The sequence below is a fragment of the Streptomyces sp. NPDC088197 genome (assembly GCF_044741185.1).
Lineage (GTDB): Bacteria > Actinomycetota > Actinomycetes > Streptomycetales > Streptomycetaceae > Actinacidiphila.
Map to the genome: position 1 here is coordinate 213,875 of NZ_JBIUSD010000012.1, position 24,179 is coordinate 238,053.

Sequence of the window (24,179 nt, forward strand, 5' to 3'; positions counted from 1 at the left end):
CCGGGGTGTTCGCTCGGGGCCGGGGCCTCGGCGCGTCTCCTCAGAGTCTGAGGACGGGGCGGGCGACGGCGGGTGCCGCGGGCAGGGCCACGGATTGCGGCGGCAAGTCGTCGGCTTCGAGGGCGACCAGGTCCTCGGCACGCGGATCGGCCAGTTCCGCGACGCGTTGCGCCTGACGTTCCGTCATCTCCTGGAACACCTGGCGCGCGGAGCGGCCGTTGCCGAAGCCCTCGCCGCGCGGCATCCGGTCGAAGAAGCCGCCCAGTTCCGCGCGGGCCTTCTCGGTGAGTTCGTAACGGTGCTCGGCCGCCTGGTGCTCCACGATCGAGACGAGTTCCGCCGCGTCGTAGTCCACGAAGTGCAGGGTGCGGCTGAAGCGGGAGGACAGGCCGGGGTTGGAGGAGACGAAGCGGTCCATCTCGGTGGGGTAGCCCGCGGCGATCACCACGATGTCGTCGCGGTGGTCCTCCATGAGCTTGACGAGCGTCGAGACGGCCTCGGTGCCGAAGTCGTTGCCGCTGTGCAGCGGCGACAGCGCGTACGCCTCGTCGATGAACAGCACGCCGCCCAGGGCCTGTTGGAAGGCGGCGGTGGTACGCGGCCCGGTGTGGCCGACGTACTCGCCGACCAGCGCGCTGCGGTCGACCTCGATCAGGTGGCCGCGGCGCAGCAGGCCGAGCGCCTTGAGCAGACGGCCGTAGAGCCGGGCGACGGTGGTCTTGCCGGTGCCGGGGTTGCCCGCGAAGACCAGGTGGCGGCTGAGCGGCGGCGCGGGCAGCCCGGCCTCCTGCCGTCGCCGTACCGTCCGCATCAGCTTGACCAGGGAGCCGACATCGCCCTTGACGCCGTCGAGGCCGACCAGCGAGTGGAGTTCGGCGAGCAGGTCGTCCAGATCCTCCTCCGGCGCGTCCGGGTCCGGTCCGTCGTCACCGGGTACGCCGGGCGGGGCCGTCCCGGACGGCGACGCGGGCAGGCCCGCGGCCCGGCCCGCCGCTCCCCCGCCGAGCTGCGGAATCGTCGGCCGCCGTACGTCGTAGGAGACGCAGTCCTCGAAGGCGGGCCGCGCTCCCTCGTCCTGGCCCAGATCCTCGGCGCAGTCGCGGACCCGGCAGCGGCGGAAGACCGGGGCGGCGCCGCGTGCCACGTGGAGGGCGGGGAAGCCCGCGCCCGCGACCTCGCAGGAGGTGAAGGTGCCGCCCGCGTCCTCGGCGAGGTAGATGCCGTTCTTCGCGGGCGCGTCGATGAAGACCCCGCTGACCTCGGGGAACGCGCCGGTCCACACGACGATCGCGGAGCCGGCGCTGCTTTCGACGGAGCCGCCGTCGACCCGCGCGGTGCCGCCGGAGTCGACCACGATCCCGGCCGCTCCCGCGGCGACGACCCGCACGTGGGAGAGCCGTACGCCGCCGCCCGCGCCGACCTCGACACCGGTCTTCGCGGCGCGCAGCACTGTGCAGTGCTCCAACTCGGTGCCCGCGGCGGAGACGGCGTGCACTCCGGTCGCGGTGTCGGTGAGGCGGCAGCCGCGGGCGGTGAGGGTCGCGGTCTGCGCGGTGTGCAGGCCGGTCATGGCGATACGGGACAGGCCGCATTCGGTGAGGTCGGCGTGCGCGGTGCCGACGGCGTGCAGGCCGTGCTCGGCGCTGTCGCGTATCCGGCAGTCGAGCAGGGCGGCTTGGGCGGCGTCGGCGAGGTGGACGGCGCTGTAGCCGGTGCCGGAGATCGCGCAGTCGGCGAGGCGGGCCGTGGCGGCGCCGAGGACCAGCAGGCCGTTGGCGCGGGAGTCGGTGACCGCGCAGCCGGTGGCGGCCAGCCGCGCGGCGTCCTGGGCGACGAGACCGCTGGTGACGGAGCCGGTGATCCGGCAGTCGGCGATCTCGGCGGTGGCGGAGCCGGTGAGGCGGATGCCGACCGCGCCCGCGCCGGTGACGCGGGTGTCGCCCGCGACGAGCGCCGCCTCGTCCTCGACGAGCACTCCGCTGCCGCCGGTCCCTTCCAGCGCGCAGTCCACCAGTGCGGCGGCGGCCCGGCCCCGGATCCGCAGGCCCGTGCCGGTGCAGTCGCGTACGCGCAGCCGCTCGGCGGAGAGCCGGGCGGTGCCGGACAGGACGACCGCGGTGCCGTCGACGGCCTCGATCCGCAGGTCGTCGGCGCGGGCGCGAGCGGTGCCCGACAGGTGCAGACCCGCGCCGACCGCGCCCGCGATCCGGCAGCGCAGCAGGAGCAGCGCGGGTCCCCGTTCGCGGGTCGGGGCCAGATCGGGGTCGGGGTCGGCGTCGAAGTCCAGGCCGTCGGGGTCGGGGACAGCCAACTCCCCTGTTCCGTGCATCCCTTGGGAGCCGTCGTCGGCGTCCATGCCCGTCACCTCGACCCGGCCGCCGAGGACCACGCAGTCGTGCAGCGCCAGCGTCGAACCGTCGGTCACCCGGACCGCCGCCTCTCCGGGGCCGGCGCCGCACAGGGTGAATCCGTGGACCGCGCAGTGCGCGTCGGCCACGGTCAGCGCGGGCGTTCCCTCGGCCGCCGGGTACAGCGTGACGCTGCCCGCGCCGTGTTCGGCGCGCAGCACCACCGGCCGGTCCACGGTCAGCGACTCCCGGTACTCGCCGGGCTCCACCAGGACGGTCGCGCCGGGCCGGGCGGCGCGTACGGCGGCGGCGATCGTACGGTGGGCGCCGCGTCCCTTGGCGGCGACGTGGACGGTGTGGGCGGTCGTACGCTCGGTGGTCACGGCTGCGGCTCCCCGCTGGTGTCGGCGGTGCCGGTGCCGGTCTCGGCGGTGCCGGTGTCGCCGTAACCGCCCTGGTACCACCAGGGGTTGATGCCGGCGCGGTACCAGTTGGTGAGCTGGGAGGTGAAGACCTTCTCGGGGAGCTTCCAGCCGAACTGGAGGAAGAACTCGGCGAAGCCCTGCCGATGGAAGAGCCGGCTGCCGCCGCCCATGATGAACAGGTTCTTCATGGCGCCGACGCTGACCGCGCCGGTCATGCCGGAGACGGCGTTGATCAGACCGTCCAGGGCCGCGGCTCCGCCGCTGAGGTAGACGGTGTCGCCATTGGCGTCGGTGATGCCGAACACCGAGGCGTTCATGCTGCCGTTGACCCACGCGGCGAGCGTGGAGGTGCCCGCGTTGTAGCCGAAGTCGTACATGCCGCCGCGCCAGCGGGTGGGCGCCTCGTTGCCCGCCCACTCGTTGGACCAGTGCTTGTCGTGGTTCATCGGCTTGCGGTACCAGGGCTTTCCGCTGTCGGTGTTGGCCAGGCCGTTGCGCCAGTCGCCGGTGCGCTGCAACCCGCTGATCTTGTTGTCGTGGACGAGGCTGCCGACGGCGGTCTTGATGCCCGCGCTGACGCTCGCGTTCGCGAACGCCTTGAGCGCGTCCTTCCCGGAGAACGGCCTGTTCTGGATGTCCGCGACGATCGCGTTGACGGCGAGATTCGCGGTGAACTCCAGGACGAATTCCTGGAAGAGTTCGATGGCGGCCTTCTCCATGACCAGCTTCCACTGCGGCTGGTAGAGGCCGTCGCCGATCCGGGAGATGTCCAGGCCGCTGAGGTCGGTCTTCCACTGCATGCGGTTGGGCTCGCGCAGCCGCCGTCCCCAGCCGCGCAGTTCGGCCGCCGGGCCGCGGAAGTCGACGCCGCGTCCGGTGAGTTGGAGGCGTCCGAAGGTGTCCGCCTCGAAGATGTAGCCGCTGTCGGAGCCCTGGGCGTGGATGACGCCGTTGCCGTCGTGCCGTACCCACTGGCCGCGCCAGGCGTCGGTGGTCAGGATCTGGTTGGTGCCGACGACCTTGCTCTCCACGACGGCCGCGTTGTGGTCGAACTCCTTCCAGACGTTCAAGTTCACGGGGTTGGGGGCGCCAGGGCCGAGGCGGGCGCCGTCGGGCAGGTACTCGCGCACGCGTCCCGTGGTGCTGGTGGTGGGCACCTCGCGGACGGTGATCGGCGCGGCGCCGCCGCCGAGGTCGACCCGGTCGCGGAAGGACCGGGCGCCGGTGAACCAGTCGTCCACGTACGCGCCGGCCCCGCCGCCCGCCCGCGGATTCCACCACTGACGGGTGCCGGCGCCGTGGAAGTCCACGGCGTTGCCGAACGCGTCGTACTTCGCCCAGCGCCACTGGTGGCTGCCGTCGGGGTTGGTGACGCGCCAGGAGTCCACGTGCTCGCCGCCGCCGAGCATGTCCCGGCCGCGGATCGCCACCGGGCCGTTGTCGGTGCGGAGATACGCGCGGAAGGAGTCGTCGAACGGTGTGGCGCCGTTGAAGCCGCGGCCGAACTCGGTGAATCCGGTGGAGCGGTTGCCCGCGCCGTCAAGTCCGTCCCAGGCCCAATGGCGGGTGTCGGTCCGGCCGTTGTAGCCCGACCAGTCCCAGTGCCGGGAGCGCGGCGCGGTGGTGGTGACGGTCGTCGGGCCGTGTCCGTGGCCGGGCCGCAGATCGGCGCCGGGCCAGGTCCGTACGTCGCCGATGGGCGCGCCGTGCACGTTCTTGGTCAGGGCCGGGCCGCCGTTGCCCTCGAAGGCGGCCGCCCGCACGCCCGGGCCGCCGTCCAGGACGGTCCCGGCCGCGGGGACCGGCTGGAACTCCACGACGGTGCCGTCCGCGTAGCCCGCGCGCGCCACCCGGGTCGGGGCGGCGTCCGCGCCGTACCAGTCGCCGCCGGTGAAGGCCCCGTTGTGGTCGACCTTGAAGTGGTCCTCCCAGATCCGGCCGCCGGGCGCGCCGGGCGTCTCGATCCGGTAGCCGGAGAGCTTCCCCGCCCCCTCGGTCCACGGCATCCGGTGGGCGACGGGGGCGACGCCCGCGGGCAGCGTGACGGAGTCGCCGACGGTGAGGGTGTTGCCGTGGTCCAGCTTGAACGTGCCGCGCGTCAAGGTGCCGTCCGCCGCGATGTCCAGCACATTGTCGTTCATGGCGGTGAAGCGGAAGCCGTGGGTCTCGGCGGCGGTCGCCAGATCCGTCCTGGTCCACTTCGACATCTGGAAGCGGGTGTCGCCCTTGAGGAAGCCGTGCGTGTCCCACACGGCGTCGCCGATGCCGATGAGATGCTTGCGGACCCACTGCGGCGGGCGCTGCTCGGACCAGCGCCGGACTTCCAGGAGTTGGTTGTCCGGCAGCTTCTCCAGGGCTCCGGCCGGCTTGCCGTGCTCCGACTGCTCCTTCCACAACTGCCTGGTGGAATTGGCCCCGTTGGGGTCGATGGTGACCGTCTTGGGCAGGTGCCCGTTGGCCGGGTCGAGCACGGCCTCGCGGTAGTGGTTGGCGTGGGACTGCGGCAGGTGCGCGGGGCCCCACTGGCGCTGCACGACGATGTCGTCGCCGCCGAGCCGCAGACGGTCGGTCCAGCCGCCGTCGGCGTCCATCGTGCGCCTGCCGCCGAGCACCGGCCGGTGGTGGGCGTCGTAGCGCACCCACGACCAGTCGCCCGCGCCGTCACGGACGCCGAGGACGCCGCCGCCGTCGATGCCGGTGCGGAACTCGTGGACCAGGGTGCCGTGGTGGTCGATGCCCCGCCACGCCTTGCCGTCCAGCGTTCCGACATTGCGCAGGCCCCAGTTGGTGACGTTGCCCGCGTTGTCGGTGTGCGTCCAGCGGGTGTTCTGGCCGGAGAGCCTGCCGAAGCCGCTCGCGTCGGTACGGCGGAGGGAGTCGAGGAAGCCGCCGGTCGCCAGCGGCCGGCGTTCGAAGACCTCCACGGCGCTCTTGCCGGGCTTGGCGACCAGCTTGACGTGGCCCGCGTCGGTGGCCACGTCGACCGTCCCGGAGTGCAGCAGGCCGCGCCCGGCGCCCGTGAAGGGGGCGTCCGCGACGGTGTCCATGAGCTGCCAGGTCTTCGCGTTCGGCGTGAAGGTGAGGACGAACCGCTGTCCCGGCACGCGGACGCCGTCGCGCGTGACGTTGATCGCCTGCTGGTGGATGCCGCCGTCCGCGCCGAACTGCCGGTACTCGCCGCCGCGCACGCCCGCCGTGCGGTCCGTGACGCGCCAGCCGTCGCCGTGCGGCGCGAAGTGCGGCAGCGGTACGCCGTTGGCGTCGATCGCGAGCCGCTGGGCGGCGCCCATGGTGCCGGGCGCCGGATAGCGGGTGACGCCGAATTCGTGCAGGGGCGCGCCGCCGGGGCCGTGCAGCATCACGGCGTGGTCGCCGAGGTGGCCGCCCGCGTGGTCGTGCGTCCAGTAGTCGCCGCGGCCGGTGTCGGTGACGCGGATCGTGGCGGGGTTGCCGGTGGCCGGGTCGAGGTCGACGCGTACCGCGTGGTGCGGCACCGGCTGCCACGCGCCGTCAAGGTGCCCGGCCGCGCCGCCGCCGACGGGGAAGTCCACGGCGCCGCTCGGTCGGCCGTCCGCGCCCAGGAGTTGGCGGCCGTCCCCGGCCAGCACGTGGTCGGGGCCGAAGCGCTGGTACGTCATGGCCTGTCCCGCGCCGCCGGGCCGTTCGACGCGCAGGCCGCCTCCCGCGTGGTCGAAGACCTGGACGCCGCCGGGCCTGACGCCGCCGGGCAGTTCGATGTGCGGGGCGCCGCCGCCCACCGGGCGCACCACGAGCCGCCCGTCCGCCGCGCCGCCGGGCAGCCGCAGCGGCGTACCGGTCTCCACGGCCTGCCCGCCAGTGATGTCGTGGCGGACGAAGGCGCCGTCCGCGCCGTTGCGGTCGATCCGCACGGCGACGGTGGCGCCGGTCGCGTCGGTCTCGCGGACCGGCGTGAAGCCGTGCACGGGCGCGCCGTTGGCGTCGAGGAGCTGTGCGCCGCCGCCCCGGCCGAGCGCCGGGAATTCCACGAAGTGCGGGGCTCCGGTGGCAGTGTGGAGCCCGTGGCCGTCCGCGAGGTGCAGGCCGCCGGAGTCGAAGAGCTGGTACGCGGCGGACGTGCCGGGTGTCGCGGCGCGGTCGACGCGGAAGCCGTCGCCGGGTACGGGCAGCCGGGTGACGGTGGCGCCCGCGTCCACGGCGCCGCCGGTGACCAGGTGGTGGGTGGCCGCGCCCGTCGGGTCGAAGGTGACGGAGATGCCGGTGCCGAGCGGGGCCTGCGGGCCGCGCAGCGGGACGGTCTCGGCGCGCAGCGATCCGTGCGAGTCGAAGGTCTGCCGGATGCCGGTGTTCACGTCGTGGACGGACAGTCCGCCGCCGTTGACCTGGACGACCTGGTGGGTGGTGGCGGTGAGGTCGTTGCCCGCGCCGTCGAGGAGCCTGATGTCCACGCCGTTGACGTGGTAGCCGATGCTGACGCTGAGGCCGTGCGGCAGGCCGGTCGGGCCGCTCAGCGGCACCGACTCCTCGATGAGACGCCCGCCTTCGGCGCCCTCGACCCGGATGACGGGCGGCGGCACCGCGCCGCCGAGGAGCCGGGGCCGCTCGCGCAGCGACTGGAGGTTGAGGTCGGTGATGTGCTGGTCCATCGCGGCCGGGTTGATGCCGTGCTCGCGCAGGCCGCGTACCGCGACGTTGAACTGCTGCTGGGCGGCGGCCAGTTGGGTCTTGATCTCGGTGACCGCGCGGGACTCGCCGCTGGAGGGTCCGCCGGGCATCGCGCGCAGGTCGTCCAGGTGCTGTTCGAGGCGGCCGAGGTCGTGGCGTGCCAGGACGAAGTCGCCCCAGGCGTCGAAACGCAGCGGCCGTGACGGGTCGGTCGCCGGGCCGAACAGCGCGCCGATCCGCTCGCTGTCGGCCGACCACGCCCGGTCCAGTTCCTTGGCGGTCAGCCGCGGCGGCGGTCCGCCGAGCCGTACGTCGCCGGTCGTGTGCGGGGTCGCGGCGGGCACGGGCGCCGGTGCGGGAACGGGGGCCGGTTCGGGGACGTGGGCCGGTTCGGGGACGTGGGCCGGTTCGGGGAAACGCGCAGGGGCGCCCGCGAACGCCTTGTCGCCGAGTCCCGGCACGGCGGTGCCGGCGAAGGCCGGGCCGTCCGCGCCGTGGCCCGAAACCCCGCGGCCCGAAGCGCCGTGGCCAGCTGTGCCGTGTCCGGACGCGGGGTGCGGCAGCGGCGAGGGGCGGCCGAGTGAGCCGTTGTCGAGCAGGTCCATCGCGGCGTCGAAGCGGTGCGCGGGCGGGAGGTCCACGCCCGCCGCGCCGCTTCCGCTGCCGTTGGCCGTGAGGACTTCGGGCCCCTTGCCCTTGCCCGCCCCCGCGCCCGTACCGCCGAGGTCGAAGGTGGTCACCGCGGGCGTACCCGGCATGTGGGTGACGGCCACGGGCGGCGGCATGTGCGTGACCGCGGCGGACGGCGGGACCGCGGCGACGGCGGCGGGCGGCGGCATGTGGGTGACGCTCGCGGGCGGCGGAACTGCGGCGACGGCGGCGGGCGGCGGGGTCGCGGTCAGCGCGGTGGTCGGCGGCGGGGTGAGGTCGCTCGCGGTGTGCCCGACGGTGTGGACCGGGCCGAGGTCCACCGAGATGTGCTGGGCGAGCGTCGCCATCGTGTGGCTGTTGGCGATGTTCGCGGCGGTGCCGGTGATGAGCGCGTTGGGGGTCGGCGCCAAGGCGTGCACGGCGACCGGGTTCGGGGTGTGCAGCAAGTCGAGCGCGTTGAAGGAGCCGCCGGTGTGGATGTCGGTGACCACGTGGGTGACGCCGCCGGTGAAGGTCGCGGGGACGTGCCCGGTGACCGGCACGGTCGCCGCGTGGAAGTTCACCGCGCCGTTGGTGGCCAGGTGCGGCAGGGCTGGGGCGGGCACCGTGTGGGCGAAACCGGCGGTGGCGGCGGGCGGCGGCATCGAGACCGCGCCCGCCACGCTCACGTTGACGTTGACGTTGACGTTGACGTTGACGTTGACGTTGACGGCCGAGGCGGGCGGCGGGGTGGCGATCGCCGCGGCCGGGTTCGTCAGATGGGCGCTGGTCACCGGGGTGGTCGGGGTGAAGGCGTGCACGGTCCCGGCGGGCGGGGTGGTCACGACGGCCGCCGGGGTGATGTGCGGGACCCCGATCGAGGAGACCACGGTCTGCGGCGGCACGACCAGGTCGGTGGCCTGCGTGACGATGTGGCTGGGGACGGCGTTGGCGCCGATGCCCGGCACGTGGAAGGAGGGCGCGCCGACCTGGGCGTGCACGCCGGTCGCGCCGATGCCCGCGGTGTTGATGCCGGTGGTGGAGATGTGGATCGGCGGCGGCGGAGCCAGGATCGCGGCGGCGGGCGGCGGCAGCGCGTGCACCCCTGCGCCGACGTCGAAGGTGATGCCGGTCGGGGTGTGCGTGACGTTCGCCCACTCGCCCAGGTGCATCGAGGACAGTTCGGTGATCGGGGTGTCAAGCAGCGCGTCCTTGCCCATGATCGCCTGGAAGCTGAAGGTGATCGAGTCGCTGAACTTGGGCCCGAGGTCGAGGCTGAGCTTGGGCGGGTCGGGGATGAACAGGCCGGGCGCCGAGTGGCCCGCGCCGCTGAACTCCGGCGTCGGCAGGTGGCTGACGCCGCTGCCGACGGCCTGCACGCCGGGCCGTACGATGTCCGCCGCGCCGTACTTGAACTTGCCGAACACACCGCGGTCGACGAGCGCGATCTTCATGGCGCCGAAGACGCCGAACTTCCCGATCTCGTCGCCCTCGGCGGGCAGGAACACCCGCAGCCACTTCGCGCCGCCGAACTCGTTCTTGAAGAACGTCGCGCTGCCCTTGCCGAAGTTGGTGACGAATTCCGGAACTCCCTTGAAGAAGGCGGGAATTCCCTTGATGCCGGTGAGGACGGTGAGCGAGCCGACCTTGAAGGCGTTGGCGCCGAGTTGGCCGAGGCCCTTGCCGACGCCCGACAGCCACAGCCCGCCCGCCTTGGTCCAGCTCCCGGTCAGGTGGGCGAGTTCACTGAACGAGGGCAGCGCGACGAACGGCCTGGCGATGCCGGTCATCATGTCCTTGAGGAAGGTCAGGGTAGCGATGCCGCCCGCCTTGATGGCCTGCCAGCCGAGTTTGAAGCCCTTCGCGATCAGCGAGAAGATCGGCACGGCGCGGGTGGTGGGCGCGATCATGCCGAGCGCGGACAGGAACAGGTCGAGCGCGCCGACCTTGCCCTGCGCGAAGTCCACCGCGGTCTTGATGAAGATGGTGAGGTTGACCGCCATCGCGACCAGCGCGATCGGACCGCCGAAGATCAGCGCGGGCAGGATCAGCGCGATGGCGATCCACTGGAAGATCTCCCAGAACTCCGCGCAGCCGGACACCGGCGACTTGATGTTGCCCGACGCCTTGCGCAGCGTGGTGGTGGCGGCGCTCGCCGCGTCCTTCTGCGTCTGACCCGCGTCGCGCGCGGTGCTCGCCAGCGTCTCCAGATTCGGGTCGTCCTTGGCCAGCCCGCGCCCCTGGTCGAGCGCCGCGTCCGCCTTGCTCTGCGCGGTCGACATGGCGTCCGCGTACGTGGTCAGAGCGGTGCTCGACCACTCGAACGCCTCGGCGATGCTCTGTACGAAGCCGCGCAGCCGCCCGCTGATCTGGTCCCGCAGCGCCTCGGCGGTCTCGCCCGAGAACGCCTCAGGCCCGGTCTTGTTGAGGACCGTCTCCATCGCGGTGTCGATCTCCCGGGCGGTCCTGCCCAGGTCGCCGATCGAGGTCGCCACGGTGTGGATCCGCACCGGGTCGCCGGGCGTGGGGTCGCCGCTCACACCGAGCGCGTCCCAGTCCGTGGGGCGTGGCATTCCGGGTCCTCTCCTGCCGTACCGCCGTGTGCCGCGAAGTTCTGCCGCATGTCTCACGTACGAGGAGCCCCGGCGGTTCACTGCGGGAAGTCCCTGACCCACGTCCCGGACCTGGGTGAACCGCGGGGACCGCTGGTACGTGAACATGTCGGACCGGCTGGTTCCGGTGACCCCGGCGGCCCCGGCGCCCGACACCCGTAAGGAGGAGATGGCATTGGTCGACTTCGCGCTCGACTACACCGTTCTGCACACCGCCCGCAACGACCTGCACGAGCTGGCCGACAAGATCGGGCCGACGCTCAAGGACAGCGACTACGCCACGCTCGGCAACGACGACTCGGGCGACGCGCAGGACGTGTTCGGCGACGCCCAGCTCACCGCCGCCTTCAGCACGCTGTACTACCGCTCCAAGCACCCGATGGAGAAGGCCGAGGACGACCTGCGGCAACTCGGGGACACCTTCGGGGCGGTGGCCGACGGCTTCTTCAACATGGACGCGCAGATCGCCGAGGGCGCGGGCATCATGAGCGCCGACATGGGCCTGAGCGACTGGGTCGCCAAGCACAAGGCGTGGCTGGGCCACGACCAGTGGGTCAAGGACCACGACCTGTGGGAGCAGTACCAGGCGAATCCGGACTCCTGCGAGGTCGCGCCGGGCGAGACCGCCCCGGCGTACTGCTCGGCGTCCGACCCGGGGCCCGAGCCCACCGACCCCGGCGCGCCGCCCACCGACAAGACGCTGACCACCGCGGACGGCGGCACCGTACACACCCAACTGACCCTGGACGACGACTACAACGTCGTCACGGAGAAGACCACCGTCACCACCGGCGCGGGTCAGACGTACACCTCGACCACCACGTACCAGGACGACCACCGGTCGTACATCACGGACACCGTCTACGCCGACGGCAGCAAGGCGCACTCCGACGTCCACATCAACGAGGACGGCAGCGGCACCATGGCCGTCACCGACGGTGACGGCAAGGAGAGCGACTACACGCGCACCGGGGCGGGCGCGGAGTGGAAGCTCGTCGGCGACGAGGACGGCGACGGCGTGGTGGACAGCGAGGAAGAACCCGACCCCAGTTACGACTACATCGGCTACTAGCGCCGTCAACCTGCCCGTCAGCCCGGCCCGTCAACCCGCGAGGAGCACACCCGCGATGCCCAACATCTCCCTCGACTACGAGAAGATCGAGACCACTTCGTCCAAGCTGGACACCGCCAACGAGAACATCGTCCCGATGCTCAACCAGCTCCGCACCGACGTGAACAACCTGCTGGACGACGGCATGGTCTTCGAGCAGTCCAGCGCGGCGCTGAAGGAGTCGTACGAGAAGTTCAACTCCAGCCTGCTGCTCGCGGTGAAGGGCATCAAGGACTTCGCGGAGCAGTTCCGCGGCATCAAGCAGTCGATGGCGGACAACGACGCCGACCTGGCGAAGAAGATCCGCGACGCCGCCAACGGCTGACGGTCCGTCACGCACCCGCGCCGGGCTTCCCGTTGGTACGGGAGCCCGGCGCTTGTGCGTTTCAGGACGTCTTGAGCGTGGTGACCGGGACCTGCACGGTGAGCGCCGTGCCGCCGGGGCCCGAGGTCCAGGCGCGGCCCGCGCGGGCGTGCGACCGTACGGCGCTGATGGACAGCCGGGCGCCGATCAGGTCGCCGTCGGACATGTTGCGCGGGGCGAGGACCAGGCCGCGCCGGGACCGCTTGGCCGCGGTGAGCCAACTGCCCAGGCCCAGCGAGAGGGAGTCGGCGGGACCGGCGGCGAGCAGGCCGATGCCGCGTTCCCTTCCGGAGACCACGATGTCCTTGAGGATCTTCTCCGCGCCGCCCATCGCGACCAGGTCGGCGTCGTCCACGATGACCACACGCGGTCCCGCCATCGCGTCCAGCGCCTCGCGCACGGCGTCGGCGGACGGGTCGGGCTCGGTCAGCAGCCGGACCTGCGGGTGCCGGGCGAGCGCCCGCAGCGGCGACTCGCGCGGGGTCAGCACCACCAGCGAGGTGCCGCCCGCGAGCAGCGAAACGGCCAGGCAGGCAAGGGTGTTGCTGCGCCCGGAGCCGGGCGGCCCGGCGACGAGGAAGGACGGCGCGCCCTGCGCGAAGTCCACGCCGACCGCGCCCGCGCCGTCGCCGCCGACGCCCAGCAGGCCCCACATCGGGCGGCGCAGATTGGCGGGCACCTTCTCGTAGACCTCGGAGAAGTCGGCCACCGCGGGCAGCGGGGCGACCGGGAACGGGCGCCGGTCGTCGGGGACGTTCACCGCGCGCCGGGTGGCCGCGGCGCCGATCCCGCGCAGCGCCTCGACCTGGCCCTGGCCGCTGTCGTCGGCGTCGAGGAGCGCGATCTGCGTCTCGGTGCGGCTGACGATGTGCCAGCCGCGGCCGTCGGGGACGGACGCGGGGACCTGGCTGGGCAGCATGCCGATGAGGTTGTAGTCGCTGCGGTCGGCCTGCCGCAGCAGCAGCTTGTGGTCGTTGTGGGCGGCGATCCGGCCCGCGATCAGGGAGCGTTCCGAGGTGGCGACGACGTGGATGCCCGCGGCCGCGCCCTCGCGCAGCAGGCGGGTGATGTCGCCGAGCAGCCGCCCGTTGTCGTAGTCGTCGATCAGCGGGGACAGCGCGTCCCAGCCGTCCACGAGCAGCAGGATGTGCGCGGGCCGTTCCGCCTCCGGCAGCAGGTCGCGCAGTTCGTTGAGCCCGGAACAGCTCCGCGCCGAGCACGCCTCCTGACGTTCGGTCAACTCCCTTACCAAGCGGCCGAGAAGGCGTTCCAGGTGCTCGAAGTCGTGCCGGGACACCACGGCTCCGCAGTGCGGCAGCGCGGCCACGGCGGCCAGTCCGCCGCCCGCCGCGTCGATCCCGTAGATGTGCAGGTCGCTGAGGCGGGCGGTGCGCGCGGCGGAGCCCGCGATGGTGCGCAGCGCCTGGGTGCGGCCCGAGCGCGGGGCGCCGATCACGTAGAGGTGCCCGAAGGTGGCCAGGTCCACGGTGGCGACCCGGCGTTCCTGGAGCTGCGGGATGTCCTCCAGGGCGTACGGGAACGGCGGCGGGAGCGTCTTCAGGCCGGTGGCGCCGGGGCGTTCGACCGCGGGCAGCTCCTCCAGCAGCACCTTCGGCTCCAGTGCGGGCAGCCACGGGCTGGGCTGCGGCTCGTAGTCGTCGAGCAGGTCGGCGGCCTCGCGCACCGCCGCCACCAGCACCTGGAGGTCGGTGGGCGCGAGCGGCCCCTGCTCCTGCGGGGTGTCGTCGTCGCCCGCGGGCGGGGCGGCGGGGCGGCCGAGCCGGGTCCAGGACAGTTCCGCGGCGTGGACCTTGGGGCGGGCGAGCGCGGGGCGCGGCCGGCCGTCCGGGTCCTCGCTCTCCTCGGCGGGGCGTTCCGCGCCGACCCACGCGGACTGGAACGGGACGGCCGAGCGGTGTCCGTAGCGGACCAGCGCGCGTCCCGGGGTGCTCGGCGAGATGTGCACGGCGTCGCCGGTGTCGATGATGTCCTGGCTCTCGACCATGTCGGTGACGCGCAGCGCGATCCGCAGGTTGGTGTTGGCCTTGATGTCCGCGGTGACCGCGCCCGCCGGGCGCTGCGTGGCGAGGATGAGGTGGATGCCGAGCGACCGGCCGCGCTGGGCGATGCTGATCAGCCCGGTGACAAAATCCGGCACCTCGCGCACCAGCGTGGCGAATTCGTCGATGACCAGCAACAGCCTCGGCAGCGGCGGGAGTTGCGGGCCGGTGGCGGAGGCAGCGGCGGCGGCGCGCTTGGCCCGGTACTCGGGGTGGTCCTTGGCGTCGTGCTCGGCCAGGATCCGTTCCCTGCGCCGCAGTTCGGCGGCGAGCGAGTCCAGGGCGCGCTGGACGAGGTGCGCGTCGAGATCGGTGACCATGCCGAGGGTGTGCGGCAGGTTGGCGCACTCGCGGAAGGCGCTGCCGCCCTTGTAGTCGACCAGTACGAAGGTGAGTTCGTCGGGGCGGTTGCCCGCGGCGAGGGAGGCGACGAAGGACTGGAGGAGTTCGGACTTGCCGGATCCGGTGGTCCCGGCGACCAGGCCGTGCGGCCCGTCGCGTACCAGGTCCAGCGACATCGGCCCGTCGTATCCGGTGCCCAGTACGAAGGTGGTGGTCGCCGGGCGCCTGGTCCAGCGGTCCACCAGCGCCCGCGCGTCCGGCGGTTCCTGGCCGAGCAGGTCCAGCAGCCGCACCTCGTCGGGCAGTCCGCTGTCGTTGTCCGGGCTGACGTCGCGCAGCGGCGCGAGCGCCCTGGCCACCCGCTCGCACCAGGCGGAGGCGACCAGGTCGGGCCGTACGCCGGTGACTTCGGGCAGTCCGGTCCTGCGGACCGTCAGACCGGTGCCGGAGACGGTGACGACCGCGCCGCACTCCTCGGGCAGCAGCCGTTCCTGCTCGTCGAGGCAGAGGCTGAAGACGCGGACCGGCGGACCCTCGGTGAGGATCTGCACCATGCCCGGCACGTCGCGCAACTGCCGTGCGCTGTCGGCGATCACGAGGATGTCGGGCGCGGTGAACATCGCGCGTCCGATGGACGAGCCGAGCGCCCGCTGCCGTGCCTGGATCTGCGAGACCAGTTCCGAGACGCGGTTGGCGACGCTCTCCGGGTCGTTGCCGATGGCCACGACCGGGCCGTTGGGCGAGTACGGCCGCAGGTGCGGCAGCCATCGCACCCAGCCCCACTCCTGCGCGCGGGACGGCTCGGTGAGCACGACGATCCGCAGGTCGCGCGGACTGTGCAGGACCGCGGACTGGGCCACGCACCAGCGGGCCAGCGCCTGGACGGGCGCGGCGGTGCCCGCGACGCCGACGACGCCGAGTTCGGTGATCTCCACGCCGATCGGGATGTCGGGCAGATTCCAGCGCACGGTGCGGTGGTTCTCGTCCTGCGCCGGGTCCTCGATCGCCTTCACCGACGGCATGTCGACGGTGCCGACCCGCAGCACGAGGTGGTCGGGGTCGCGGCGGCGGCGTTCCCACAGCCGGCTGCCGGGTCCGGTGGCGATCAGGCCGAGGGCCGCCGGGTCGGGTCCGGTGTCGCAGCGCACCCGGCGCTCGCGTACGACGGCCGCGCGGATCTCCCGCTCCACCACGCGGCGCCGGGCCCGGTAGCGGCGGCGCGACTCCACGTGCGTCTTGTGGTTGTTGCGGCGGCCCATCACCCAGTTGGAGATGGCCATCAGCGGCGTGAAGAGGATGAACACCAGGTAGAAGTACGAGTGGAAGATGCCGACCATGACCAGGCCGAGCACGACCGGCGCGAACATCATCAGCAGCGGGAACGGCACGCGGACGCGCTGTCCCGGCGGGGACGGCAGGCGCAGCGACTCGGCGTCCAGGTGCGGCGCGATGCGCGGCGGCCGGTTGAAGTCGACGCCGATGCCGTCGGCGGAGTCGGCGACCGCGGCGTCCGCCTCCACGGGGGCGACCATGCGCAGCAGCGTCGTGCCGACGGCGAGGTCGACGTCCACCGGCCACGCGGTGCGGTGGTCGGCCTCACGGCGGGCGGTGGTGTCGGCCTGCGCGGGCGTACGGGCCGCGACGGTACGGGGGTCGGCGGCCGGTCCGCGCGCCGCCTTCCTGGCCGCCTTCCGCGCGGCCCGCGCCGCCTTCTCCGCCTCGTCCACGGCGCGCGCCGCGTCCATCCGCTCCTCGGGTGTGGTCCGGTCGGGCGCGGTGCCGGTCAGCGGGTCGACGTCGGAGGGCGGGACGGGGACGCAGAGCCGTACGGAGCCGCCGTCGATCCGGTCCTCGGCGCGCTCGCGGTGCCAGTACGCGCTGCCGTCCGCGGCGATCGTCACCCACAGCCCGTACTCGGGCGCGTCGGCGCCGCGGACCCGGATCGCGCAGCGGGCGTCCGTGCCGATCTCGTAACTGCCCTGCGCGAGCTGCCAACTGCGGCCCGCGCCGGGGCCCGAGACGCTGTGCACCTCGGCGAGCACGGGTTCGCCGGGCGCGGGCTGGACGCGGCCCGCGAGCGGGTCGGGGTCGGGCGGGGTGCCGCCGACGCCGAGGACGCTGCCCTCGCGGATGCCGCTGTCGCGGATCGGGGCCTCGGGGGCGAGCGGTGCGGCGCCGAGGTGGAGGGCGGGGCCCGCGTCGGGGTCCGCCGGGCCGTCGGGGCGTGCCGGGTCCGCCGCGGGCGCGCCGGGGCGGCCCGCGGTGGCGGGTGTGCCGTCGGCCCGGACGCGCAGCGCCTCGGCCAGGTCGCCCACGGTGCAGCCGTCGGGGAGTTCCAGCAGGTGGTCGCGGTGCACGGCGCCCGCGGTGGTGCCGACGGCGTCGACGGTGGTGAGAGTCAGCTTCACGATGTCCAACCGGGGTGGTGGGGGCGGCCGGGGGCGGCGGTCAACGGTCGGTCGGCGGTCAGTCGCCGCGCGGGGCGGGCGCGGTGGTCACGGCTCCCGAGCCCACGGACTCGGCGTCGGGTGTCCCAGCTCCGCCCGCGGACTCACCGGCGGCGGGTCCGGTGCGGGCGCGTCCCCCCGGCGGGGTCGCGCCGGATCCGGGCCCGGCGGCGGCCGACGCCGAGACGCCGATCGGGCCCGACTCGGCTCCGCCACCGCTGCGTTGACGGGGCGTCACCTGGGCGTGGCCGACGCCCCGCGCGAATTCTGTGGACGGCGCGCTCGCGGCGGATACCGCGGAGACGCCCACCGTGCCCGGCTCCTCGGCCCGTTCGACGTGCGCGTGCGGTGCCGGGGCGCGGACGGGCGCGGCCAGCGGCGGCGGTTCGTACGGCGGCAGCGACCCGATCGCGGCGGCCACCGCGCGCGGCACGGATGTCGCCCGGACCCGCAGCGGTGTGCCGTGCACGGTGAGCAGTCCGTCGCGGTCCACGTCCAGCAGCCGGGCGCGGCCGTGCGTCCTTCCGTACGCCAGCACGCGCGGTCCCGCGGCGCCCGCGAGGTCGGCGGCGGCGTCGGGGAGCGGGCCCTGGCAGACCACGAAGGCGGGGCCTTCGTGGGTGTCGCTCCACCGGGCGGCGTCGCGCAGCGCCTGGGCGACGGGCGGCCCCGCGTGCCGGGGGTGCACGCCGTCGGCGACGGTGACGGCGCCGGGCGGCAGCCGCCGGTCGAGCTGGGCGGCGAGCGCGTGGACGAGCGGGCGCGCGACGCGTTCGTCACCGTCCAGCGAGGTGACCGGCGCGCCCGAGGCGAGGTCGAGGAAGACCGCGCGGTCCCCCTCGACGCCGACGGCAGCGATCAGTACGGGCGGTGCGACCGGCCCCTGCTCCCAGCCGGCGCCGTCCCCGAGGGCCAACCGGCCCACGAGTCCGGCGGGTTGGAGGTCGTGCCACTCCTCGTACGCGCTCCACCACACGCGCGGGTCGCGGTCGTCGGCGACCCACGGCGGCGGCGGTTGGGGGACGTCCCGGCCCGCGACGAGGACCCCGACGAGACCGGCGTCGGCGCCGTCGCCGACCAGCACGCCGTACGGGCGGCAGCGGTCGGGGGCGGCGGCGTGGGCGGCGCGCAGCGCGCGCTCCCCGGTCCGCCAGACGCCGGGGTCGTCCAACAGGCGTCCCAGCAGCCGGAGTTGCCGCCGGTAGCGGACCCACCCGCGCAGCGGCGCGGCGAAGGCGTTCGCGGTGAGGCGGCTCTCGCGGCGCACCCAGCGGCGCACCACGCGCCATCCGCCGATCCGGCGGACCGACCGGTTGGTGAGGACCAGCACGGCGATGACCAGGCCGAGGACGCCCAGCACCGTGCAGATGGCGCCCCGGTGGTCGGTGAACACCTGGAGGGGCCCGCCCGCCAGCTCGACGACGGCCGGTTGCGGACGGGTCATGCGGCCGTCTCCTCGTTCTCCAGCACACCCAGCTCGCGGCGCAGCGAGCGGATCGCGTGGTGGGTACGGGACTTGACGGTCCCGCGGGGTATCCCGAGGACGTCGGCGACCTCTTCGCTGCCGCGTCCGTAGATATGCACGTGCACCAGTACCTCGTGGTGCGCGTAGGGCAGTCGCCGCATGGCCTGTTGCAGCCACCGCCGGTCCACCACGCGGTCGGCGAGGTCGTCCCAGTCGGCGGTGTCGGGGCGGACGTCCGCCGCGCTGCCGACGGGTATCGCGCGGTCCTTGCGCCAGGTGTCGACGGCCAGATTGTGCGCGATCCTGAACAGCCAGGGCCTGATCGGCCTCTCCTGCCAGTCCAGTTGATCGGCCCTCAGCCACGCCCGCAGCAGGGTCTCCTGCACGACGTCCTCGGCGTGCCGCAGGTCGGGGGCGAGCAGCTTGGCCACGTACCGCAGTAGCGCCTCGCGTTCGCCGCGCAGCCGGGCGGCGGCCAGTTCACCGCCCGCGACGGAAGGGCCGGTTAAGCCGCCCGCCTCGCCGGAGACCTCACCGCCTGACAGTGCGTCAGGAAGATCCTGTGTCGGTTTCACCACAGTTCCCTTTCTGCCTGCCAGCTCTCCCGATCACAGTAGGCGGCCGGTCGTCACCGTCCGAGAACCCCCGATGAACACCGCGCAACAACCACATGACTCCCATGCGAATCAGCTGCCCCGGCGCTAGCGGCCCGCCGAACGCCCTCTGAGCTGGGAGGAGTTCGCGGGCAGCCGAGACCCGTGCGGTCCGTGCGAAGGGGACGCCGCCGCCGTGCCGAGGGCGTCCGCGCGCCCTGCCGCGCCCCACGTCCTGCCGCGCCCTGCCGTGCCTCGCACCCCGCGCTCTGCCGCGTCCCGCCCTACCGCGCCGTCATGTCCTGCGTGCCGATGACCGAGAGGAGCTCCAGTTGCTCCGCGCCCTCGGTGCCGGGGGCGGCGCTGAACCAGAGCAGCCGCTGCCGGCCGTCCTCGCTGAACAGGCAGTGGCAGTCCAACTCGATGACGCCCAGCGACGGATGGACGATCCGCTTGTGGTCGGTGCGGCGGAAGGCGACGTCGTGGGCGTCCCACAGAGCGGCGAATTCGGCGCTCTCACGCCGCAGATGGGCGACCATCCGCGCGACCTCGGTGTCCCGGCCGCGCTGGCCCGCGACCGCCTGGAGGTCGGAGACGAAGACCCGCGAGTGGTGCGGGTGGTCCTCGGGCGGGTAGATCCCGCGCGCCCGCGGATCGGTGAACCAGCGGAAGACGAAGCTGCGGGCGGGGCCGCGTACGGCGGGTGGACGGCCGAGGAGCGCGGCGGCCGGCTCGTTCTGCGCCAGCGTCTCGTGCAGGTCCGAGATGACCTGGGCGGGGGTGGTGGTCAGCCGGTCGAGCAGGCCCAGCAGCGCGGGCTGTACGGGGGCGGCCGAGCCGTGCGCGGAGGGGGGCACGGGCCGCTCGGCGAGGTGGAACAGGTGGTCGCGCTCGTCCGTGGTCAGCCGCAGCGCCCTGGCCAGCGCGGCCAGCGTCTGGGCCGAGGGCTGGGCGCCGCGGCCCCGCTCCAGCTCGGTGTAGTAGTCCGCGGAGAGCCCGGCGAGCTGGGCGACCTCCTCGCGGCGCAGCCCCGGCACCCGCCGTCGCGGCCCGGCGGGCAGCCCCACGGCGTCCGGCCGTATCCGGTCGCGCCGGGTCTTCAGGAACGCCGCCAGCTCGGGAAGATTCACCCCTCCATCGTCACTCGCCGCGCCCGGCGGGGCCAGGCCGCAGCCAGGGGACGGCAACCCCTGGGTGGGCTCAGCCCTGGCTGACCGCGTGGAAGCGGCCGACAGTGGGAAGCGGACCGGCCCCCGGCAGGACGTACGAACGCCGGGGCGGTCCGGCCGCCCGACCGCCCCCGTTTCCGTACAGGAGCCCCCCATGACGACCACCCCCGAAACCGCCGCCCGGCCGCGCGTCGCCGTCGTCACCGGCGGCTCACGCGGTATCGGCCGCCAGGTGGTGACCCGGCTGGCCGCCGACGGCCACGCCGTGGTGATCGGCTACGCGGGCAACCGCGGCCTGGCCGAGGACGCCGTCGAGGAGGTGACCGCGGCCGGCGGCCAGGCGCTCGCCGTCCAGGCCGACATCGCCGACGAGACGGCCGCCGCGGCGCTCTTCGACGCCGCCGAGTCCGCGTACGGCGGTGTCGACGTCGTCGTGCACGCCGCCGGGCGCATGGCGCTGTCGACCGTGGCCGAGCTGGACCTGGCCGAGCTGGACGCGATGCACCGCACGAACATCCGCGGCACCTTCGTCGTCGCCCAGCAGGCCGCCCGCAGGGTGCGCCCCGGCGGCGCCGTGGTCACCTTCTCCACGTCCGTGCTGGGCCTGTCCTTCCCCGGATACGCCGGTTACGCCGCCAGCAAGGGCGCGGTCGAGGCGGTGACGCTGATCCTCGCCCGCGAGCTGCGCGGCCGGGACGTCACCGTCAACGCGGTGGCGCCAGGCCCCACCGCGACCGACCTGTTCCTCGACGGCAAGGACGAGGAGACCGTCGCCCGCCTGGCCGCCCAGCCCCCGCTGGAGCGGCTCGGCACCCCCGCCGATATCGCCGAGGTCGTCGCCTTCCTCGCCTCCCCGGCCGGTCACTGGGTCAACGGCCAGGTCGTCCGCGCCAACGGCGGCATCGTCTGACCGGCCCCTTCGAGCGGGCGTCGCGCGCGGCCGTACGCGTCGGGCCCCGGCGACCAGGGCCGTCGCGTGAGGCCGCGCGTACACACACACGGCCGTACGGCCTCGGGCGCGCGGTCAGCCGATGACCGGGCCCGAGGCGACGCGGCCGTCGCCGCCGCGGTTCAGCCACGCCGAGACCTCGCCGCCCGCGCCGATCAGGATGGAGTCGGTCTTCCCGTCGCCGTCGAAGTCGGCGCAGCGGACGTGGCTCGCGTCGGCCGTCGGTCCCGTGGCGATCTGGCCGAGCGGGGCCGTGGAGCCACCTGCCGGTGCGCGACGGCGCGCCGGGCGCCACCGGGCGCTTCGCGCAAAGCACGCGCCCGCGCGCCTTTCCCGGTGTCAGGCCGCCGTGTCAGCCCGCCGTGTCAGCCCGCTGGCACGACCGCCGGAAGCGCCTCACGGAATCCGGCCGCGCGCCAGGCACCGTCAGGCGGACGCCCCTCACGACAAGCGCGCCCGCGGCCTATCCCGGTGTCAGCGCTGCCAGCAGGACCGTGCGGTCGTCCGTGGTGGCGTCGGCGGGCGGGTCGCGGAGGAGGGTGTCGCAGAGGGACTGCAACTGCTCCTGGCCGACGTCGACTTCGGCCAGTGCGGCGGCCTCGGCGGCGGCGCGGGCGGTGGCGCCGCCAACGGGACCCGTACCGGGGCCGGTTGGGGCGCGGTCCGCACCGTCGGCACCGATGGCCGGGCCGCCCGGCGCCCGTTCGCCTATGCCGTGGTCGAGGGAGCGGGCGAGCCGGGCGATACCGGCGTCGATGTCGGAGCGGCGGCTCTCGATCAGGCCGTCGCTGTAGAGCAGCAGGAGCGTGGGCTGGTGGATCTCCAGCACCGAGGGCTCGGCGCTCCAGGCGCTGAGCCCCAGCGGCAGTCCGGCGCCGAGCGGGACGGGGCGGGCGGCCTCGCCCGGTGCGCGGATCAGCGGCGGCGGGTGGCCCGCGCCGACGACGGTGCAGGTGTGCTGTTCCGCGTCCCACTCGGCGTACACACAGGTGGCGAAGGAGGCGTCGGGGGTGTCGGCGGCGAGGGCGTCGAGCCGGTGCAGCAGTTCACGCGGATCGGTGTCCAGCGCGGCCAATGTCCGTGCTGCGGTGCGCAGTTGGATCATCGCGACGGCGGCTTCCGGGCCGTGTCCCATGGCGTCGCCGACGATCAGGCCGACCCGGCCGCCGGGCCTGGGCAGGACGTCGAACCAGTCGCCGCCGATGATGTCGTGCGGGCCCGCGGGCCGGTAGTCGTGGGCGACGCGGCAGCCCTCGAAGGTCCGGTCGGTGTCGGGCAGCATGCTCCTGCGGATGGCCAGCGCGGTACGGCGCTCGTGCTCGTATCGGCGGGCGTTGTCCAGGGCGACCCCGGCCCGCGCGGCCAGCGACTCGACGCCCGCCATGTCCTCCAGGCCGAACGGCGGCAGGTGCGGGCCGCGGGTGCAGGCGATGAAGCCGATCACGGCGCTCTGGAGGCGTATGGGGACCACGAGGAAGGACGCGGTGCGTAACAGGTCGTGGATGCGGGCGTCGCCGCGTCCGGAGGCGGCGAGCCGGTCGAAGGTGTGGGTGTCGACCGCGTCGAGCAGTTGGGCGTGGCCGGTGGCGAGCGCGCGGGCGTACGGGGTCTGGCGCGGGAAGACCAGCACCTCGTCGATCGGCAGGACGCCTTCGGTGCTCTCGGCCGCCGCCGCGCCCATCCGCAGCGCGAGCCGTCTGGCCTCGATCTGCGGCGGATCGGCGGACGTCCCCGCGCTCTCGTCGACGAGCCAGCGCTCCAGCAGATAGACGGAGGCGGCGTCGCAGAATCCGGGCGCCATCGCGTGGACGACATGGTTTCCGGTCATATGCAGATCGAGCGCGGAACCGATGACATCGGCCGCTGGACCGACCGCCAGCCGCCCGCGGCGCGGGGGCGGCGGCTTCTCGCGGAACGCGGAAGCGGCACCCGGCGCGTCCTCGAGGGCGCTGTCCTCGGGCTGTTCGTGCGCTTCGTGTCGCAGGGTCGTGCCTTCCGCCGAGCCGTTGCGGCGGGCGGCCGAAACCACCCGGTGGAGACGTACGCACCCCGCAGCGCCCCGTCACCAGGATTCTATGATGACCGTTCAAGACGCGGCCGTCGAAAGGGACTTGTGGTGAGCGGACGCAAAGATGTCCCGGAGGGCGTGGATCCGGCCAAGGCGAGCGTGGCGCGGATTTACGACGCGATGCTCGGCGGGGAGCACAATTTCGCCATAGACCGGGAGGCGTTGGCCGCTTTCACCGCCATCGACCCGCAGGTGCGGGCGCTGGCGCGGGCGAACCGGGCCTTCCTGGGCCGGGCGGTGCGCTATCTGGTCGACGCGGGCGTCCGGCAGTTCGTCGATCTGGGCTCCGGCATCCCCACGCAGGGCAACGTCCACGAGGTCGCGCAGTCGATCGCGCCGGGCACGCGGGTGATCTACGTGGACAACGATCCGGTGGCCGTCGCGCACAGCGCGTCGCTGCTCGCGGACAATCCGGACGCCGACATCGTGAGCGCGGACATCCGGCGGCCCGACGACGTACTGAACTCGCCGCAGCTACGGAAGCTGATCGACTTCAACCAGCCGGTCGCCGTCCTGATGATCACGATTCTGCACTTCATCACGCACGCGGAGGACCCCGAGGGACTGGTCGCCGCCTACCGCGACGGGCTGCCCGAGGGGAGCTGGCTCGCGCTGAGCCACGCGACCGACCAGGACCGCCCCGGCACCGCCGCCGCCGTCGGCCAGCTCTACCGGTCGAAGGCCACCACTCCGGTCACCGCCCGCTCCCACGACCAGATCGCCGCGCTCTTCACCGGCTTCGACCTGGTCCCGCCGGGACTGGTCTACGTCCCGCTGTGGCGCCCCGATCCGGCCGACGAAATCCCGGACAATCCCTCGGAGTTCTGGGTCTACGCGGGCGTGGGCCGCAAGAGCGGCTAGGTGTATTGACCTGGAGGGTTGTTGACGCGGGTGATGGGTGGCTGGCCGCCGAGTGCGGTGTGGGTGCGGTGGTGGTTGTAGGTGTGGAGGA

12 protein-coding genes are annotated in these 24,179 nt (G+C 73.8%); 4 read left to right on the top strand and 8 right to left on the bottom strand.

What is annotated here, in order from left to right; all coding sequences use genetic code 11:
• Nucleotides 1-40 precede the first annotated feature (40 nt).
• The gene (locus ACIOC1_RS26485; RefSeq protein ID WP_401856561.1) at nt 41-2,731 is read right to left on the bottom strand and encodes a right-handed parallel beta-helix repeat-containing protein; all 2,691 of its coding nucleotides are present in this window, start codon (nt 2,729-2,731) and stop codon (nt 41-43) included.
• On the bottom strand, nt 2,728-10,620 hold the full coding sequence (locus tag ACIOC1_RS26490; protein ID WP_401856562.1) for a putative T7SS-secreted protein: 7,893 nt from the start codon (nt 10,618-10,620) through the stop codon (nt 2,728-2,730). Before ACIOC1_RS26490 ends, ACIOC1_RS26485 begins: the two co-directional genes overlap by 4 nt.
• A gap of 208 nt (nt 10,621-10,828) precedes the next feature.
• On the opposite strand from ACIOC1_RS26490, the gene ACIOC1_RS26495 reads away from it, so the two are divergent.
• Nucleotides 10,829-11,731 (top strand): hypothetical protein, encoded by a 903-nt coding sequence (locus ACIOC1_RS26495; protein ID WP_401856563.1) that lies wholly within the window; start codon nt 10,829-10,831, stop codon nt 11,729-11,731.
• 55 nt (nt 11,732-11,786) lie between these two features.
• Nucleotides 11,787-12,095, top strand: coding sequence for a WXG100 family type VII secretion target (locus ACIOC1_RS26500; RefSeq protein WP_188282265.1), 309 nt, complete (start codon nt 11,787-11,789; stop codon nt 12,093-12,095).
• 61 nt (nt 12,096-12,156) lie between these two features.
• On the opposite strand, the gene ACIOC1_RS26505 is transcribed toward ACIOC1_RS26500, so the two are convergent.
• The 4 genes from ACIOC1_RS26505 to ACIOC1_RS26520 all read right to left on the bottom strand — a co-directional run bounded on the left by ACIOC1_RS26505 (nt 12,157) and on the right by ACIOC1_RS26520 (nt 20,171).
• A complete protein-coding gene (locus ACIOC1_RS26505) occupies nt 12,157-16,944 on the bottom strand; it encodes an FtsK/SpoIIIE domain-containing protein (RefSeq protein WP_401856564.1) in 4,788 nt (1,595 codons plus the stop codon).
• Nucleotides 16,945-17,002: 58 nt separating this feature from the next.
• A complete protein-coding gene (locus ACIOC1_RS26510; protein WP_401856565.1) occupies nt 17,003-18,427 on the bottom strand; it encodes a hypothetical protein in 1,425 nt (474 codons plus the stop codon).
• Nucleotides 18,424-19,023 (bottom strand): sigma-70 family RNA polymerase sigma factor, encoded by a 600-nt coding sequence (locus ACIOC1_RS26515; protein WP_401308476.1) that lies wholly within the window; start codon nt 19,021-19,023, stop codon nt 18,424-18,426. The genes ACIOC1_RS26510 and ACIOC1_RS26515 overlap by 4 nt, the downstream gene beginning before the upstream one ends.
• 302 nt (nt 19,024-19,325) lie before the next feature.
• Nucleotides 19,326-20,171 (bottom strand): helix-turn-helix transcriptional regulator, encoded by an 846-nt coding sequence (locus tag ACIOC1_RS26520; RefSeq protein WP_355341518.1) that lies wholly within the window; start codon nt 20,169-20,171, stop codon nt 19,326-19,328.
• A gap of 193 nt (nt 20,172-20,364) precedes the next feature.
• On the opposite strand from ACIOC1_RS26520, the gene ACIOC1_RS26525 reads away from it, so the two are divergent.
• The gene (locus tag ACIOC1_RS26525) at nt 20,365-21,120 is read left to right on the top strand and encodes an SDR family oxidoreductase (RefSeq protein ID WP_401856566.1); all 756 of its coding nucleotides are present in this window, start codon (nt 20,365-20,367) and stop codon (nt 21,118-21,120) included.
• 114 nt (nt 21,121-21,234) lie between these two features.
• On the opposite strand, the gene ACIOC1_RS26530 is transcribed toward ACIOC1_RS26525, so the two are convergent.
• Both ACIOC1_RS26530 and ACIOC1_RS26535 read right to left on the bottom strand, forming a co-directional pair.
• Nucleotides 21,235-21,396: a hypothetical protein gene (locus ACIOC1_RS26530; RefSeq protein ID WP_401856573.1), complete on the bottom strand. Its 162-nt coding sequence runs from the start codon at nt 21,394-21,396 to the stop codon at nt 21,235-21,237.
• A gap of 226 nt (nt 21,397-21,622) precedes the next feature.
• Nucleotides 21,623-23,188 (bottom strand): PP2C family protein-serine/threonine phosphatase, encoded by a 1,566-nt coding sequence (locus tag ACIOC1_RS26535; RefSeq protein ID WP_401856567.1) that lies wholly within the window; start codon nt 23,186-23,188, stop codon nt 21,623-21,625.
• Between the two features lie 159 nt (nt 23,189-23,347).
• On the opposite strand from ACIOC1_RS26535, the gene ACIOC1_RS26540 reads away from it, so the two are divergent.
• Nucleotides 23,348-24,088: an SAM-dependent methyltransferase gene (locus ACIOC1_RS26540; RefSeq protein WP_401856574.1), complete on the top strand. Its 741-nt coding sequence runs from the start codon at nt 23,348-23,350 to the stop codon at nt 24,086-24,088.
• Nucleotides 24,089-24,179: the final 91 nt, after the last annotated feature.

Bases quoted from the DNA above. Each gene is read 5' to 3' on its own strand.
- ACIOC1_RS26490 (WP_401856562.1), bottom strand. From the start codon at position 10,620: ATGCCACGCCCCACGGACTGGGACGCGCTCGGTGTGAGCGGCGACCCC.
- ACIOC1_RS26495 (WP_401856563.1), top strand. From the start codon at position 10,829: ATGGCATTGGTCGACTTCGCGCTCGACTACACCGTTCTGCACACCGCC.
- ACIOC1_RS26500 (WP_188282265.1), top strand. From the start codon at position 11,787: ATGCCCAACATCTCCCTCGACTACGAGAAGATCGAGACCACTTCGTCC.
- ACIOC1_RS26510 (WP_401856565.1), bottom strand. From the start codon at position 18,427: ATGACCCGTCCGCAACCGGCCGTCGTCGAGCTGGCGGGCGGGCCCCTC.
- ACIOC1_RS26525 (WP_401856566.1), top strand. From the start codon at position 20,365: ATGACGACCACCCCCGAAACCGCCGCCCGGCCGCGCGTCGCCGTCGTC.
- ACIOC1_RS26540 (WP_401856574.1), top strand. From the start codon at position 23,348: ATGCTCGGCGGGGAGCACAATTTCGCCATAGACCGGGAGGCGTTGGCC.